Origin of the sequence: Burkholderia sp. BCC1998, assembly GCF_905339875.1 — a bacterium.
In the GTDB taxonomy this organism is placed as follows: domain Bacteria; phylum Pseudomonadota; class Gammaproteobacteria; order Burkholderiales; family Burkholderiaceae; genus Burkholderia.
This window is the reverse complement of record NZ_CAJPHE010000005.1, coordinates 177,334-193,274: the sequence shown is the minus strand read 5'-3', so window position 1 is coordinate 193,274 and position 15,941 is coordinate 177,334. Positions and strand designations below refer to the sequence as shown.

Here is a 15,941-nt window from a genome sequence, read left to right as displayed (position 1 = left end):
ACGAAGGAAACGGGGGGAAACGATAGCGTCGACAGCATACCGGGCTTTCACGCCCGTTATGTCATGCACCGCGTTTCGCGGGCGGCATTCCGTCCGATGCAAGGAAGCTGCCCGACCATCCCGCTTCGCCGCGGCCCCAACCGCTCGCGCGGGCCACGCGGCCCGATTCGGTGATATCGTCACCGGCTCGATCAACTCGCGGCATCGCTTCATGCCTTATCGACTCATCGCGTTCGACTTCGACGGCACCCTCGCCGATTCGCTCGACTGCTTTCTCGCGGCGCTCACGGAGGCATCGCGCCTGCACGGCTTTCGCGACGCGACGCCCGAGCTGCGCCCGGCGCTGCGCGGCATGTCGGCACGCGAGATCATCCGCGCGCTCGAGGTGCCGATGTGGAAAGTGCCGCGCGTGACGCTCGACATGCGCCGGCTGATGCGACCGCGCATCGCGCACGTGACGCTGTTCCCCGGCGTCGACGCGACCTTCGACGCGCTCGCCGCACGCGGCATCCGCATCGCGATCGCGACGTCGAACACCGAGGACATCGTGCGCGACCGACTCGGCCCGCACGCGAGCCGCTGCGTCGACACGTTCGCGTGCGGCATTCCGCTGTTCGGCAAGGCGCGCCGGCTGCGCGCGCTCGTGCGCGAAGCCGGCATGCAGCCCGACGACGTGCTGTATGTCGGCGACGAGATCCGCGATGCCGACGCGGCGCGCCGCGCGCGTATCGCATTCCAAGGCGTCGCATGGGGTTACACGGCGCCCGATGCGCTGCAGGCGCATTGCGCGACGCCGTTGCTGCCGCGTCTCGACGCATTGCTCGATCGCGTGTGAGGACGCCGTACGAATCGCGCGTTCGATTCGACGAATCGCGAAACCACCGCCGCTCTCCGCCCGCACGACGATGAAACGTCGATGACACGCGCGCGCATCGCAGCGATCGCATGCACGCCGCGCACGCAAAAATTGCCGCCACGATGCACGCAACAGGTACGCCCTACCTGGCCGCGCGCGCACCCATCGTTTCGTCTTACCAACCGTTACATAAACCACAGCGCGGTTGCACCTGCTACCTGAGCGCTCTCCTAGAATCAGTCGGGCCGGGAAACACTTCGGACGCCGCCGCGGCAGAGCGGCGATCGAGCCCGGCCCGGGCGCGCCCGGTCTCTCGCACAGCTGCGGATCACGCGATCCGTCCGTTAATCAGAGCCCCGATCGAAAGGAGGTCCCATGAACCGCTTTCCCCAAGTCTCGCGCCTTGCATTGTCTGCCGCTGGCCTGCTTCTCGTCGCCGTGACGGCGACCGCACAAACCGCGCAACCGGCGCCGGCCGCACCGGCCGCCGCCACGCAGACGCGCATCCACGAAGCCGACCAGGCCTTCATCAACGACGGCACAAAAACCGTGTCGACCCAGCACGACGCCGCACGCATCGCCGATTCGCGCACGTCGGACAGCCAGGTGAAGGCGTTCGCGCAACGCGTGTCGACCGACGATGAGAAGATCATCCAGGCGATGCGCGCGGCCAGCCCGCGCGGCGTCGACGTGCCGGCCAACGATCCCGACACGACCGTGCTGGACAGCATCAAGACCCTGCGCGGCGCGGAATTCGACAAGGCGTATATCGAGCAGGTCGCGCTCGCCGGCCAGCAGAAGACGATCTCGGCATTCCAGGCCGAAATCGCGTCGGGCCGCGACACGAAGCTGAAGGAAGTCGCACGCCAGGCGCTGCCGATCCTGCAGGCGCACTACGCGGCCGCGCAAAAGCTCGCGCAGCGTCATCACCTCGCATCGGCGCAGTAACGCGCTGCCCCGCCGCGCATCGCGCGCGGCACGCCGCTTCCCCCCTCGTCGCGTCGCCGCCCCCCTCTCCGGCGGCGCGACGCCTGCGGCTCCTTCGCGTCAGGTCGCGAGCTTCGCCCGCAACCGCTCGATCACCTCCGGCCATTCGTCGTCGATGATGCTGAAGCGTACCGAATTGCGCTTGCGGCCATCGGGCATGATCCGCTCGTGACGCACGATCCCTTCCTGCTTCGCACCGAGCCGCAGAATCGCCGCGCGTGACTTCTCGTTCAGCTCGTCGGTCGTGAACTGCACGCGCACACAGTGCAGCGTGTCGAACGCATACGCGAGCAGCAGCCATTTCGCTTCGGTATTCGCACGCGTGCGCTGCGCCGATGCGCTCAGCCACGTATGACCGATCTCGAGCTTGCGATGCTTGCGGTCGATCTTCCAGAAACGCGTGCTGCCGATCACGCGGCCCGACGCACGCTCGACGATCACGAACGGCATCACGGTGCCGGCCGCGCGACCTTGCAGCGCCGTGTCGAGATAGGCGTCGACCGTCTCCTCGCCCGGCACGACCGTGACCTTCAGGTTCCACAGCTCGCCGTCCGCCGCCGCATCGAGCAAAGCCTGCCGGTCGGATGCTTCGAGCGGCCGCAGCGCGATGCGCTCGCCGGTGAGCGTCGGTTGTTCGAGGGAAGATGCAGCATCGGTCATGACGGGTTCCGTTTCCGTGAAGATGACGAAGAGGAGCAGGCTGCGCGCAGCGAAACGCCCATCATACGGCCATCGTCAGCCGGGCAACGCGGCGAGCCGCTCGCGAATCGCCTGCGCTTCGCCGCGCAGCGCTTCGGCGAATGCGTCGACGAGCAGGCTCTTCGGCCGGTGCTCGGGCACGATCGCGCTGACGCGATACGGAAACGAGCGCGTGAGCGGCCGCATGTGCAGGTCGCGCCCGACGAAATCGAGCGCGGTCAGCGGATTGACGATCGCGGCGCCCAGCCCCTGCCGCACGAACGCGCACACCGACACGGCCGACGGCGTCTCGACCACCGAACGCGGCGCGACACCGAGCTGCGCGAACGCCTCGTCGATCAGGATCCGGTACGGGTCGTTCAGCGACAGGCTCACGAACGGGCGATCGGCGAGATCCGCGAGATCGATTGCGCGCTGCGCGAGCAGCGGATGGCCGTCCGGCAGCACGCACACCTCGTCGACTTCGAGCAGCGGCGTGAGCACGGTGCCGGCCGGCGCGACGTCGTGCTCGGTCAGCCCGAGATCGTAGCGCTGCGCGGTCAGCCACTCTTCGAGCACCGGCGACTCCTGCGTCGCGACCGACACGCTGACGCCCGCATGCGCGTCGTGAAAACGCCGGCATGCGCCGGGCAGGATCGCGTGCGAAAACGCCGGCAGCGCGATCACCGACAACTGGCCGTCGCGAAACTCGCGCAGCCGCGCGGCCGTCGCCGCGACGCGCTCGAGCCCCACATACGCGAGCCGCACGTCGTCGAACAGCGTGAGCGCGGCCATCGTCGGCCGCAGCCGGCCATGCGAGCGCTCGAACAGCGCGAAGCCGACCACCTGCTCCATCCGCGCGAGCTCGCGGCTGATCGTGGGCTGCGACGTATAGAGCATCTCGGCCGCGCGCGTCGTGCTGCCGGTGACCATCAGCGCGCGGAAGACCTCGATGTGCCGGTGTGTGAGCATGGCCATCTATATCAGGAATGAATCAAATGTCGACAAACAGGCATTTTACTGTATAGCCATTCAGGCGCATCATTCACGCTGTCCGTTCATTCGACCCGATTCATCCGCCATGTCCCTCGATTCCCGCCAGCTCGCGACGCTCGCGCAGCAATATGGCACCCCGCTGTGGGTGTACGACGCCGACGTCATCCGCGACCGCATCGCCCAACTGCGCCAGTTCGACGTGATCCGCTATGCGCAGAAGGCGAACTCGAACCTGCATATCCTGAAGCTGATGCGCGAGGAAGGCGCGTGCGTCGACGCCGTGTCGCTCGGCGAGATCGAGCGCAGCCTCGCGGCCGGGTTCAGTCCGGCGGGCGAGCCGGAAGGCGTCGTGTTCACGGCCGACCTGATCGACCGTCCGACGCTCGCGGCCGTGCTGAAGCACGGCGTGACCGTGAATGCCGGCTCGCTCGACATGCTCGCGCGCGTCGGCGAGCATGCGCCCGGCCATCGCGTGTGGCTGCGCGTGAATCCCGGCTTCGGCCACGGCCACAGCAACAAGACCAACACCGGCGGCCCGCAGAGCAAGCACGGGATCTGGATCGACGACGTGCCGCGCGCGATCGAGATCGTGCGCCAGTACGGGCTGAAGCTGGTCGGCATCCACATGCATATCGGCTCGGGCGTCGACTACGGCCACCTGTCGCAGGTGTGCGACGCGATGGTCGACCTCGTCACGTCGCTCGGCCACGACATCGAAGCGATTTCCGCCGGCGGCGGGCTGTCGATTCCGTATCGCGACGGCGAGCCGCGCGTCGACGTCGGCCACTACTTCAGCCAGTGGGATGCCGCGCGCAAGCGGATCGAACGGCATCTCGGCCACGCGGTGCGCATCGAGATCGAACCGGGCCGCTTCCTCGTCGCCGAGGCCGGCACGCTCGTCACCGAAGTGCAGGCCGTGAACCGCCGTCCGAAGCACGACTTCGTGCTGATCGACGCGGGCTTCAACGACCTGATGCGGCCGTCGATGTACGGTAGCTACCATGCGGTGTCCGTCCACACGCAGGACGGTGCGCTGCCGGCCGGCCGGCCGCTCGTCGACATCGCGATCGCGGGGCCGCTGTGCGAATCCGGCGACGTGTTCACGCAGGACGCGGGCGGCGTGGTCACGCACCGCAAGCTCGCGCAGCCGCAGATCGGCGACCTGCTGTTCCTGCACGATGCGGGCGCCTACGGCGCGTCGATGTCCTCGAACTACAACAGCCGGCCGCTCGCGCCGGAAGTGCTCGTCGATCGCGGCACGCCGCGGCTGATCCGCCGCCGGCAGACGATCGACGAACTGCTCGCGCTCGAAACGTTCGAGTAACACGCGTTCGGCGGCAGTCACGCCAACGGCCAGGTTTGCCGCTACCGGCAAATCTGGCCGTTGTGCTTTTCAGCGCGCGGCGCTCATGCCGCCCGGCAACGCATGAAGCATGCCGCCGAAGTTGCCGATCTTCCACACGCGGTCGCCTCGCCCCTTCGCCCCTTCGAACCTTCTCCCCTTCTCCCCTTCTCCCCTTCTCCCCTTCTCCCCTTCTCCACCTGCGCCGACCGAATCCGACACCCGCTTCCCGGGTGTTCGGTCACACCCCGGCCAATGACTTCTGCCGCATTGTTCGCCCGCCGCGCACCACGCACAGTGGCCGCACGGCAGCGCATTCGCTTCGACCCGCGCGCCGTCTCGACGGCCGAGCAACGCCGGGTTATCTGCAGGAGCGAACATCGTGCAACTTCGACTCACCACCGGCCGTGACTACCAGGACGACCTCACGGCACTCCGCGACGCGATCCGCCAGAACGGCACGCGCGCGACGCGGCAAGCCGTCGACGTCGTGATCGGCGACGACACCGGCGCGCCGCGCGTGTCGCTGCTGTTGAACCTCGCGTGGCAAGCCGCGAAGAACGGCCCCGCCGTCGACGCGTCGCTGTACACGCTCGGCTTCGTCAGCCAGGGCGGCACCTTCGTATTCGACATCCGACCGTTTCCGGGCGGCACGCCGGCCGGCGCGGCAGCGCTCGGCGGCGACGGTTCGTACGGCTGGCTCGGCTACGCGACCGATCCATTGCCGACGATCAATCCGAGCAACCTCCATCAGGCCGTGTGGACGCTGTCGAAACTCAAGCCGGCGGACGCGTCGAAGCCCGCACCGTTCAAGCCCGATCTCACACGGCTCGTGATCGCGTTGTCCGAGGCGCTGCGCTTCGCGCGCACCGAGCATGCGATCGCCGGCCTGCTCGACGGCACGCTCGCGACCTACGCGCCGAACGACGATCGCACGGCCTGCTTCAACAACTGGGCGGCGAAGGGTTTCCCGCTCGGCGAGCCGGCCTGATGCCGGCGAAGGAGCCACTCATGTCTGGACTCGACTTCAACACGTCGCTGCGCTGGGAAGCGTTCGTACTCGGCCTGATCGCGAATGCCGGCGATACGCCGCGCGCGGGCAAGCAGCAGACCGGCTGCGCATTGCCGATGTACGTGATTCCGTTCGCGCGGCTCGACGCGCCGCCCGAGCTGCGGGCGCTGATGTCCGAAATCGCCACGTCCGCGCGCGTCGTCGATCGCGGCCCGTCCGGGCGCCACATCGGCGGCGACGTGCTCGGCGCGATGCGGCAGATCCACCAGAACGTGCCGCGCTACCTGCCGACCTTCGCCTACGGCACGGCAACGGACCCGTTCGCCGGGCTCACCGAGCGCGCGAAGCTGTACGAACGCTATGCGGCCGCGTTCAAGGCGAATTCGAACGGTCGCGGCGGCGGCGCGCAAACGACCGGCTACGTCGAATACACCGCCGGCACGAATGCGCTGTTCCGCGGCGGCAATCGCGCGCGCATCGCGTTCGACTACGTGTTCGGCCGCCTGTACTTCTCGCCGATCCATTACGAAGCCTGGGTGCCCGGCACGCTCGATCCGGGGCCCGGACAGACCGTCGCCAAGGTCATCGACGGGCCGTACGCGAACCCGTGGTTCTGGATCACCGACATCACGTCCGTTTGAAGCCGCGGCGGTGCGGCCTGAAGCGCCGCGCCGCCATCATCAAGGAAGAGGAAACCATCATGAAACAGCCAGTCCGAATCGTTTCCGTGCGCTATTCATGCGACTGCAAACCCCTGCGTGCGCCCGACGAAGCGCTCGATGCGTATGCAGCGCGCGTGCAGGGGGTCTTGTTCAATCACCTGAACGGTGCGCTGTCGAGCGCGTTCGAAGCCGTGCGGCGCGACGCGAAAGACGACGATGCACGCCGCGTCACGTTCGTCACCGCGCCCGAGTTCTACTGGAACGTGCCGTGGGACGCGCTGAACGATGTCGACGAACTCCATGCGATCGTCGACTTGCAGCTCGATCCCGTGCGGCGCGCGATCGGCGCGGTCGCCGATCGCTTTCCGGTGGATCAGTACGGGCCGATCGTGTTCCTGCCCGGTACCGTCGCGATGCTCGTCAAGCACGAGACGGCGGCCGACGTGCCCGATGACGGCGCGTTCGTCGGGCCGTACGTGTCACTGAATTTCACGTTCGCGACGACCAATTTCCTGCCGCCGCTCGCGCGCGGCGCAGGGGGCGATGGTGACGGCGACGACGACGGAACGCGCCGCGCGGCGATCTGGCCGAAGCGGCATACGTCGTGGATCGACTACGGCGACTCGGTCGATGCGCTCGAGACGCCGCTCGCCCACACGTTCCAGCTCGGCGACGGCACGCTGGTCGAGGTGCTGAAGACGAGCGACGTGTCGCCGCAAAGCGCGACGGCCGACGCGCCGCCGTCGTCGCCGTACCAGGGCCCGCGCCTGTCGGACAGCTTCGACAATCGGCTCGGCGAAGCGCCGCCGTTCGGCATCGACATCTGCCTCGACTTCCTCGAATGGCGCGAGTATCCCGGCAACGACGTCAAGCCGCCGCATCTCGACGACGGCGCGCTCGTGCTCGACTTCGTGCTGTCGTACGGCGTGAATCCGACCGATGACGCGTTCGACGTGCCCGACTCGCTGCAATACATCGCGCACAACGACGGCCGCCGCCACAAGGAAGTCGTCGTGTTCGCGGTCGACCGCACGCAGACGCACTGGCAGCGGGTCGCCGAAGCGCCGTGCGTGCGCCACCTGTCGAGCGCGGAACGCGAACGCGTCGCAATCCACGCGTTCGACGTGGACGTGCCGGATGCGGACGGCGCACCGTGACATGGGCGCCCCGCGCTTCGGGCGCTGGCGCGCGCGGCCGGCGCTGCAGGAGCCGCCACGCGCGCCGGACGATCTCGCCGCGCAGCTGTGCGACGAATGCGAGGCGATGGCGCGCTACGCGCTCCATCACGGGCTGCCGATCGAGCCCGAACTCGTCGCGCGGCTCGCGGCGCTGATCGCGGCCGCCGCTTCGTCCAACCCGGCGGCCAACCCGGCGCCGGGCGCGTCGACCACCACGCCGCTGGCGCCCGCGCAGCAGCACGCGCTCGCGGCGATCCACCGCAAGCTCGCGACGCTCGTCGCGCCCGCGACGCCGCAGGCCGTCACGCTGCTCGACATGCACCGGCGCCAGGCGCACCCGTTCGCGTGGCTCGGCCCGGTGCCGCTGATCCGGCTGCTGACCGGGTCGGCGCTCGGTTTCCTGCTCGCGGTCGTGCTGACGAGCCTGTCGCCGCATGTGTCGGGCGAGAACATCGAGCGCGGCTTCCTGCAATCCAACGGCGTGCAGCTGCTGTGGAACACCACCTTCCTGCTGTGCTGCGCGGGGCTCGGCGCGTCGTTCGCGACGCTGTTCCAGGCGCACCACTACGTCGCCGCGTCGACCTACGATCCGAAATACGACGCATCGTATGGCGCGCGGCTGATTCTCGGCGTGATCGCCGGCCTGATCATCGTCCAGATGCTGCCGGCCCAGTTGTTCGCGCAGGGCAGCATGCACAACTTCGGGCGGCCGGCGCTCGCGATGCTCGGCGGCTTCTCGGCGACGGCCGTGCATCGCGTGCTGCAAAGGCTCGTCGAGACGCTCGAGACGCTGGTGCAGGGCGACCGCTCGACCGACGTCGGCGCGGCGCTCGCCGCGAATCGCGCGCGCGCCGCCAGCGAACGCGCGCAGTGGCAGGGCGAACTGGCGGCCAACCTGCTCGATCTGCAGCAATCGCTCGACGGCGCGGCATCCGCCGAGGTCGTCCGCGCACGCCTCGCCGAATTCACGCGCGCGATGCTCGCGGCCCACCCCGCGCCGTCGGCCGCGGACGATCCGCTTCCGCCCGACGCGCCCCGGCAGTAGCGCGACGCGGCGCGGGCGCACCGTTGCCGCCGCAGCGCGAAACCCGCCTTCGCCCGCGGCACGCTCGCGTGCCGGCCCGATCGGTGCGCCCGTCGCACGCATCAGCCGGGCGAATGGCACGCCGGCGCGAACGTGAATCCGGCCGGCTCGGCCGGCACGTGGCGCGCGAGCCACAATGCGGCCTCCGTCCGGTTGCTCACGCCGATCTGGCGGAACAACGCGTACAGATGGTTCTTGATCGTGCCCTCCGCGACATTCAGTACACGGCAGATCTGCTTGTTCGACTTGCCTTCGGCCAGCAGCCGCAGCACCTCGCGCTGGCGCGGCGTGAGGCGCTCGAAGGCGCGATCGTCGCCGGCCGGCACGCCGCCCGGGGGCGCCTGCGTCGCGCCGCCGTCGTTCGGCGGCACGTAGATCGCGCCGGCCGCGACGCGGCCGAGCGCATCCGCGAATTCGTCCGCGCTCGCGTGCCGGTCGATGATGCCGGCCGCCCCCGCCAGCAGCGCATCGGCAATCGTGCGGCGGCACACGGCGGCCACCACGCACAGCCACGGCGCGCCGGCGAACGTCTCGTTCAGTACGCTCGGCCAGCTCGGCCGCGCGGCGTGCTCGCCGCATTCGATCGTGATCGCCTCGACCGTCCCGGGCAGCAACGCGTCGCGCAAGCGCAAGACGTCCTCGGGACGGCGGGCCGACCACACATGCCAGTCGACATCGCGTTTACACAGTACGTCCGCCACGCCCGCGACGAATAACGGCGGGCTATCGATCATCAGAACGTTCATTGCGCGGTTTCCTCGAAATCGGGATGCTCGGTTTAGGATTTTTTGCTTCCCTACCCGGCGTTTTTTTTACCGCTGTTTTACGCACCGCGCACTAGGCCCGTCGCTCCGTGACGAATGGCCTAATTCGTCCACGCCGCGCCCCGCCGCGCATACCGATGCCCGCCGCGCGCCGGCCCGGGCCGCCGGACGTGACGGACGTCATATTTGGTAAACGTCTTCAATTTCCTAATGTGAATAACGACAGCGAATTTCCGTTGTCTTCAACACGAAGAGGAGTTTATTCATGGACGCGAATTTCATTGGCTCGGTGATTAACGCTTTACCCATGGACCAAATGATCGCCGGCCCGTTAAAGGCGATGATCAGCGCGCAGACGCAGGCCGCAAAGAGCTACGCGGATTTCCTGATGCAGGTCTGCATCCAGGGCGGCAAGGCCGTGGCCGTCCAGTTCGACTACGACGAGACGCTGGTGGACGAAAGCGGCGTGTCGAAAGGCGTCGTGCAGAAGACGATGCGCATCCCGCTGCTCGCGGCGATCGTCCATCCGATCATCGCGATCGAGGAAGGCACGATCGACTTCGAGATGGAGATCACGCAGTCGGAGAAGTCGTCGTCGTCGACCGAGGCCGGCGGCGAATTCCAGGCGAAGTTCGGCTGGGGGCCGATCAGCGTCAGCGTGTCCGGGCGCGTGTCGCACAAGGCGGAGCAGACGCGCAGCACCGACACGCGCGCGAAATACTCGATCCATACGCAGGTGAAGCGCCAGTCGCCGCCCGAAGCGCTGATGCGCGTGATCGACTTCCTGACCGAGGCCGCGACCAAGCCGGTCGTCACCGAAGGCAACGCGAAGGACGTGAAGCCGCTGCCGGCGACGCCGACCGACGGCAAGCTGGTCGGCGACGCGTCGGGTGCCGGCGGCAAGGCGGCCGCGCCGGCCGGAGCCGATGCGGGCGCCCAGCAGCCGGCGCACGCGTAAGCGCGCGGACCGGCCATGTTCAGGCTCTTCAGACGGTCGCGCCGCGCGGGCGGCGGCGGGCACGACGACGCAGATGCGCGTCCGGGTGGCGGCACTGCCCGGCAGGAACCGGACGGGCCGGTCCCGCCGGCGGCCGGGGCGGTGGCGGGCCATGGCGGCGCGGTCGCCGGCGCGGGCCCGGACGCGGTCGCCGGCACGGGCGGCGCGGTGCCGGCGGCGGCAGGCGTCGATCCGCCGCGCCACGCGACGCCCGGTTCCGCCGGCTGGCCGGCCGGCGCCGCGTCGGGCGTGAATGATGCCCCGGCCGCCGCGGCCGGCGCATCGACCGGCGGCTTGCCGCCCGCTGCGCCTGTGTCGCCCGCTGCGCCGACACCACCCGCTTCGCCGACGCCACCCGCGCCGCCCACGCCGCCGCCCGGCGCCCCGGCCGACGACGAACGCCCGCCGCCGCGCGGCATCGCGCTCGACGAGATCGCACGCGGGATGCAGCACGCGGCCGCCGCCGCGAACCAGCTACTCGCGCACCAGTACACCGCCGTGCTCGACCAGTTCTTCGATCTGCGCGACGACGGCCTGCTCGCGCCGCGCGAGGTCACGGTCGCACTCGACGCGGAGCACACGATGCCGGTGCCGCTCGTCGCGCTCGCCACGCCGCGCGGGCTCGCGCTCGACCGGATGGTCGTGCACCTGACCGTGCGCGGCGACTTCACCGAGGCGCTGCCGGCCGGCGGCATCTCGGGCAACGACGACCAGCGCGGCCGCTTCTACGTGACGTTCGCGCCGCGCTCGGAGAAGAAGGACGCCGCGCCGGGCAGTGCGCGGCAGCGCGACACCGAGCACATCGACATCGAAATGCAGTTCGCGGCGCTGCCGCCGCCCGAAGCGATCATGCGCGTGATCGACGAATACACGCATCGCCTGGTGCCGCGCGCACGGCCGGGCGGCAAGGAGAACGACGATGGCGAACCAGCCTGAACGCACCGGCGAGCAAGGCATCGCGCTGATCAAGCAGTTCGAGGGGCTGCGGCTCGCGCGCTATCTCGACGCGGTCGGCAAGCCGACGATCGGCTACGGGCACCTGATCCTGCCGAACGAGCGCTTCACGCGCCCGCTGACGCCGGCCGAAGCGGAGGCGCTGCTGCGGCATGACCTGCGCGGCGCCGAGCTGAACCTGCGCAAGCTGTTGCGCGTGCCGGTCACGCAGCAGCAGTTCGATGCGCTGATGTCGTTCGTCTTCAACCTCGGCGCCGGACGGCTGCGCTCGTCGACCTTGCTGCGCTACCTGAACGCCGGCGCGAGCGCGCGGGCGGCCGACCAGTTCCTCGTCTGGAACAAGGCCGGCGGCAAGCCGCTCGCGGGCCTCACGAAGCGCCGCCGGGCCGAGCGGGCGCTGTTTCTGTCGTGAGCGACGTGACGCCGCACCGGCCGAACGTCACGGGTCGCCGTGCGTGTCGTTCGCGCCATTTCGCAGCGCGTCGGCTGCCCGTAAGCTGAAACCGTCGCTGAAGTCTTGCTGCATCCGTACCGTTACAACCCTTGTCATTCACCACTCGTCACGACAGGAGCCCCGCATGAACGTCACCCGCTCGCCCGGCCGCACGACGCTGCCCCGCACCGCCGCCTCGCACGTAGTGCGCCGCGCGCTGGGCACCGCTTGCGCCGCCGTCACCGCCACCGTCACCGCCACCGTTACCGTTGCCGTTGCCGTCGCCGCCCTGGCTGCGCTCGCGCCGCACGCCGCGCTCGCCGCCCCCGCCGATCCGCTTCCCGCATACGGCGCCGATCTGCAGCGCACGTCGGTGTCGGGGCTGTCGTCCGGCGGCTTCATGGCCGCGCAGTTCGACGTCGCGTTCTCGAGCCGGCTGATCGGCGCGGGCATCGTCGCGGGCGGGCCGTTCTATTGCGCGGGCGTGAACGCGCTGATCCCGCCGGCGGTGGCCGCGACCACGCTGTGCATGCAGCCGATCGGCCCCGCGCCCTCCGCGGCCGACGCATGGCGCGCCGCGCGCGCATTCGCGCAGCGCGGCGAGATCGACGATCCGGCCAACCTGCGCAACCAGCGCATCTATGTGTTCAGCGGCGCGAAGGACACGGTGGTGTTCACGCGCGTCGTCGACCAGACCGCTCGCTTCTACACGCTCGCCCAGGTCCCGGCCGCGAGCCTCCAGTACCGCGAATCGCCGGACGCCGGGCATGCGTTCATCACGAACCGCCCCGAGGACAACGCGTGCAGCGCGAACGCGAGCCCGTATATCGACAACTGCGGCTTTGAGCAGGCGCACGACATCGTGCGCTGGATCTACGGCACGCCCGACAAGCCGCTCAACGCGCCCGCCGCGCAGGCTGGCGGCAAGCTGCTGGCGTTCGACCAGCGCGCGTTCGATCCGCAGCGCCGCGCGTCGCTCGGCGATACGGGCTACGCGTACGTGCCGGCCGATTGCGAACGCGCGACCTGCGCGGTGCACGTCGTCTTCCACGGCTGCGTGCAGAACGTCGCGACCGTCGGCGAGCGGATGATTCGCGGCGTCGGCTACAACGAGATCGCCGACACGAACCGGCTGATCGTGCTGTATCCGCAGGTCGAGAAATCGGCGGTCAATCCGCTCGGCTGCTGGGATTTCTGGGGCTATACGAGCACCGATCCGCTCCAACCCGGCTTCTACCGCCGCGACGCGCCGCAGATGGCCGCCGTGATGCAGATGGTGCAGCGCCTCGGCGCCGCGCGTCGGTAATCCGCGTAGCGGCTGCCGCCGCGCCGTCATCGCTCCTTCTTCACGAGGAATCGCCATGTTCTCCACGTTCATCGCCCAATGGGAACGCGCGCACGCCGACGCGCTCCAGCTGTTCGGCAAGCTCGCCGCGCAGACGACCGGCACCGGCGGCACGTCCGCCAGCCCCGCGTGGCGCGCGTTCGCGCACACCGCGCTGCTCGCCGGCCATCGCTACACGGATGCATGCCAGGCCGCGACCGACGCATTGTGGCGCGGCCAGCTCGAACGGTTCGGGCTCGGCAGTTCGGCCGCCGCGGTCAAGGAGCTGGCGGCCCTGAACGCGGATCTCGCGACGCGCTTCACGCAGAGCCACCTCCAGCACGCGGGCGCGATGGCCGACGCGGCCGCGCAATACCTCGACGATCTCGGCCGCACGCGCGGCCCGGCCGATGCCGCGATGGCGCTCGGGCGCTTCGCCGGCGACCTGCAGGCGCAGGCGCGTGCGCATGCGCTGCACGTCGCGTCGCTCGCGAACGGCGTCGCGCCCGCGCTCGCGCAGTGGGCCGACCGCACGCTGCGCGACGAACGCGGCACGCCGGATGAGGAGCAAGCATCATGAACATCAAGCTCCGCTTCGTGAACCGCTCGAACGACTGCGGCAACAGCGAGGTCGTGCTGTTCCAGCGCGACGTGATCCCCGATCTGGATACGTTCGCGATCGCGTGGAAGGTGATCCGTTATTGCGGACGCGACTGCTTCCATCCGTTCGACTACTCGACAAACATCGACGTCGCGCTCGGCGACGAGCACGGCAACTTCTCGCCGCGCGTCGCGGCGCCCGCCGGCGTGCGCTTCGTGATCGACGCGCAGCCGACCGGACGCGGGCGGCTCGTGCCCGACCCGGCCGACGCACCGGGCGGCGACATCGAAATCGTCAATCGGCTGCGGCGCGGCGCCGTGAACGTCAACGCGTTCAGCGCGGGCCGGCTGATCGCGGCGAAGGAAGCGGTCGCGCCCGGGCAGAAGGCGGTGTTCCGCTTCACGCCGACGCTGTGGATCGGCGTGGCGTCGCAGGTACAGGAAAGCCGCGCACTGCACGCGGCGGTGATGTCGAGCGCGAACACGATGCTGCCGCTGGCGGGCGTCGCCGCGGCCGACATCGTGATGACGGGCGGCGGCACCGGCACCGACGCGCAGCCGTTCGCGTTCGCGCTCGAACACATCGTGCGCGCGTAGTGCCGCCCGACACGGCTTGAACCGGCTTGACGGCACGGCTTCGCGGCCGGGCCGGCGGGAAAGGTGTGCGGCAGACCGACTGCCGTTTTTTCAAACTCAAGGAGCAACGACGTGGATATCCAACTGAACCTGATCAACCGCTCGAACGACGCCAACAACTCGAGCGTCGTGATTTTCCAGAAGAATGTGGCGACCGACTTCGACGAACTCGCGATCGCGTGGAAGGTGATCCGCAATTGCGGCCAGGGCGACAACCATCCGTTCAAGTTCCCGATGACGATGAGCGTGAGCGCGAGCGACAGCTGGGGCAACTATATGCCGCAGCAGGTCGCGGCGAACGGCCAGGTGTTCCAGGTTGTGCGCTCCAGCTCGGGCGACGTGCTGCAGCTCGGCGGCGACCCGGGCGCGAGCTCCGAGGTGCAGGTGCGCAACGACCTGCCGGCCGGCGCGATCAACGCGACGATCTACAAGGACGGCAACGCGCTCGCGCGCAAGACCTCTGTCGCACCGGGCCAGAAGGCGGTGTTCCAGTTCAAGCCGACGATCTGGATCGGCGTCGCGTCGCAGATCGAACAGGGTGCGCTGATGAATTCCGCGGTGATCTCCGACATCAACACGGAACTGTCGCTGCTCGGCATCGCGAGCGCCGACATCGTGATGACCGGCGGCGGCCCCGGCCCGCGCTCGACGCCGTTCACGTTCCGGCTGGAAAACGTGGTGATGGCGTAACGGTCCGTGCGCCGGCGACGCACGGCCGGCGCCCGTTCAATCAGTTATCCGAATCGAATCAAGGTGACTCATGGACATCAATCTCAACTTCGTCAACCTGTCGAACGACGTCAACAACAGCCAGATCGTGATCTTCCAGAAGAACGTGTCGACGGACTTCGACGAGCTCGCGATCGCGTGGAAGGTCATCACCAACTGCGGACGCGGCGACAACCATCCGTTCGTGTTCCCGTTGTTGACGACCGTCTCCGCGAGCGATGCCGACGGCAACTACATGCCGCAAAAGCGCGCGGACAACGGACAGGTCTTCAACGTGTCGCGCTCGACGTCGGGCAACGTGCTCGCGCTCGCCGGCCCCGCGCCAACCTCGCGCGAGATCCAGCTGCGCAACGACCTGAGCCAGGGAGCGATCACCGCGTCGGTCTTCAAGGACAACCGGCTGCTCGCGCACAAGACGGGGATCGTGCCGGGCCAGAAGGCCGTGTTCGAGTTCAAGCCGACACTGTGGATCGGCACCGCGTCGCAGATCGAACAGGGCGCGGTGATGAATTCGGCCGTGCTGTCCGACATCAACACCGAACTGTCGCTGCTCGGCATCAAGAGCGCCGACATCGTGATGACGGGCGGCGGTGGCGGCACGACCGCGACCGCGTACCAGTTCCGGCTCGCGAACGTGGTGATGGGGTAAACGGCGCACGCGCGACGGCGCACGGGCGGCACCCGTCACGTCGTCGCGCGACCGCTCCGT

At 69.0% G+C, this 15,941-nt stretch carries 18 protein-coding genes; 15 read left to right on the top strand and 3 right to left on the bottom strand.

The window, feature by feature from the left end; genetic code table 11:
* The first annotated feature begins 211 nt into the window (after positions 1-211).
* Both U5A56_RS11605 and U5A56_RS11600 read left to right on the top strand, forming a co-directional pair.
* Positions 212-835, top strand: a complete 624-nt coding sequence (locus U5A56_RS11605) for an HAD hydrolase-like protein (protein ID WP_321922413.1) — start codon at positions 212-214, stop codon at positions 833-835.
* Positions 836-1,231: 396 nt separating this feature from the next.
* Complete coding sequence (locus tag U5A56_RS11600) at positions 1,232-1,804, top strand: DUF4142 domain-containing protein (protein WP_321922410.1); 573 nt, start codon at positions 1,232-1,234, stop codon at positions 1,802-1,804.
* Positions 1,805-1,903: 99 nt separating this feature from the next.
* Here U5A56_RS11600 and U5A56_RS11595 read toward each other — a convergent pair whose 3' ends face one another.
* Positions 1,904-2,503 carry a GNAT family protein gene (locus tag U5A56_RS11595; protein WP_321922408.1) on the bottom strand — a complete coding sequence of 200 codons (600 nt, stop codon included), beginning with the start codon at positions 2,501-2,503 and terminating at the stop codon, positions 1,904-1,906.
* 75 nt (positions 2,504-2,578) lie between these two features.
* Positions 2,579-3,493, bottom strand: coding sequence for a LysR family transcriptional regulator (locus U5A56_RS11590; protein ID WP_321922632.1), 915 nt, complete (start codon positions 3,491-3,493; stop codon positions 2,579-2,581).
* A 109-nt stretch (positions 3,494-3,602) separates the two neighbouring features.
* Between U5A56_RS11590 and lysA the strand changes: the two genes are divergently transcribed.
* The 5 genes from lysA (at position 3,603) to U5A56_RS11565 (ending at position 8,756) form a co-directional block, all read left to right on the top strand.
* Positions 3,603-4,841 carry a diaminopimelate decarboxylase gene (gene lysA / locus U5A56_RS11585; RefSeq protein ID WP_124485349.1) on the top strand — a complete coding sequence of 413 codons (1,239 nt, stop codon included), beginning with the start codon at positions 3,603-3,605 and terminating at the stop codon, positions 4,839-4,841.
* Positions 4,842-5,241: 400 nt separating this feature from the next.
* Positions 5,242-5,850, top strand: coding sequence for a ribosome-inactivating family protein (locus U5A56_RS11580; RefSeq protein WP_124522381.1), 609 nt, complete (start codon positions 5,242-5,244; stop codon positions 5,848-5,850).
* Positions 5,851-5,870: 20 nt separating this feature from the next.
* A complete protein-coding gene (locus U5A56_RS11575; protein WP_321922406.1) occupies positions 5,871-6,512 on the top strand; it encodes a hypothetical protein in 642 nt (213 codons plus the stop codon).
* A 59-nt stretch (positions 6,513-6,571) separates the two neighbouring features.
* Positions 6,572-7,690, top strand: coding sequence for a hypothetical protein (locus U5A56_RS11570; protein WP_321812029.1), 1,119 nt, complete (start codon positions 6,572-6,574; stop codon positions 7,688-7,690).
* Between the two features lies 1 nt (position 7,691).
* Complete coding sequence (locus tag U5A56_RS11565; protein ID WP_052664806.1) at positions 7,692-8,756, top strand: hypothetical protein; 1,065 nt, start codon at positions 7,692-7,694, stop codon at positions 8,754-8,756.
* A 101-nt stretch (positions 8,757-8,857) separates the two neighbouring features.
* Here the strand turns inward: U5A56_RS11565 and U5A56_RS11560 are convergent, their stop codons facing one another.
* Complete coding sequence (locus tag U5A56_RS11560) at positions 8,858-9,541, bottom strand: helix-turn-helix transcriptional regulator (RefSeq protein ID WP_044847586.1); 684 nt, start codon at positions 9,539-9,541, stop codon at positions 8,858-8,860.
* A 283-nt stretch (positions 9,542-9,824) separates the two neighbouring features.
* Here U5A56_RS11560 and U5A56_RS11555 point away from each other — a divergent pair, with 283 nt between their 5' ends.
* The 8 genes from U5A56_RS11555 to U5A56_RS11520 all read left to right on the top strand — a co-directional run bounded on the left by U5A56_RS11555 (position 9,825) and on the right by U5A56_RS11520 (position 15,881).
* A complete protein-coding gene (locus tag U5A56_RS11555; RefSeq protein ID WP_124485342.1) occupies positions 9,825-10,517 on the top strand; it encodes a DUF2589 domain-containing protein in 693 nt (230 codons plus the stop codon).
* Positions 10,518-10,532: 15 nt separating this feature from the next.
* Entirely contained in the window at positions 10,533-11,492 is a 960-nt protein-coding gene (locus U5A56_RS11550) for a DUF2589 domain-containing protein (RefSeq protein WP_321922403.1), read from the top strand.
* Positions 11,476-11,922 (top strand): lysozyme, encoded by a 447-nt coding sequence (locus tag U5A56_RS11545; protein WP_044848970.1) that lies wholly within the window; start codon positions 11,476-11,478, stop codon positions 11,920-11,922. Before U5A56_RS11550 ends, U5A56_RS11545 begins: the two co-directional genes overlap by 17 nt.
* A gap of 166 nt (positions 11,923-12,088) precedes the next feature.
* Positions 12,089-13,249, top strand: coding sequence for a poly(3-hydroxybutyrate) depolymerase (locus tag U5A56_RS11540; protein WP_321922401.1), 1,161 nt, complete (start codon positions 12,089-12,091; stop codon positions 13,247-13,249).
* Between the two features lie 55 nt (positions 13,250-13,304).
* Positions 13,305-13,847, top strand: a complete 543-nt coding sequence (locus tag U5A56_RS11535; protein ID WP_044848968.1) for a hypothetical protein — start codon at positions 13,305-13,307, stop codon at positions 13,845-13,847.
* Positions 13,844-14,464, top strand: a complete 621-nt coding sequence (locus U5A56_RS11530) for a hypothetical protein (protein WP_321922399.1) — start codon at positions 13,844-13,846, stop codon at positions 14,462-14,464. The genes U5A56_RS11535 and U5A56_RS11530 overlap by 4 nt, the downstream gene beginning before the upstream one ends.
* Before the next feature lie 111 nt (positions 14,465-14,575).
* Positions 14,576-15,193 carry a hypothetical protein gene (locus U5A56_RS11525; protein ID WP_044848966.1) on the top strand — a complete coding sequence of 206 codons (618 nt, stop codon included), beginning with the start codon at positions 14,576-14,578 and terminating at the stop codon, positions 15,191-15,193.
* A gap of 70 nt (positions 15,194-15,263) precedes the next feature.
* Positions 15,264-15,881, top strand: a complete 618-nt coding sequence (locus U5A56_RS11520; protein WP_044848965.1) for a hypothetical protein — start codon at positions 15,264-15,266, stop codon at positions 15,879-15,881.
* Positions 15,882-15,941: the final 60 nt, after the last annotated feature.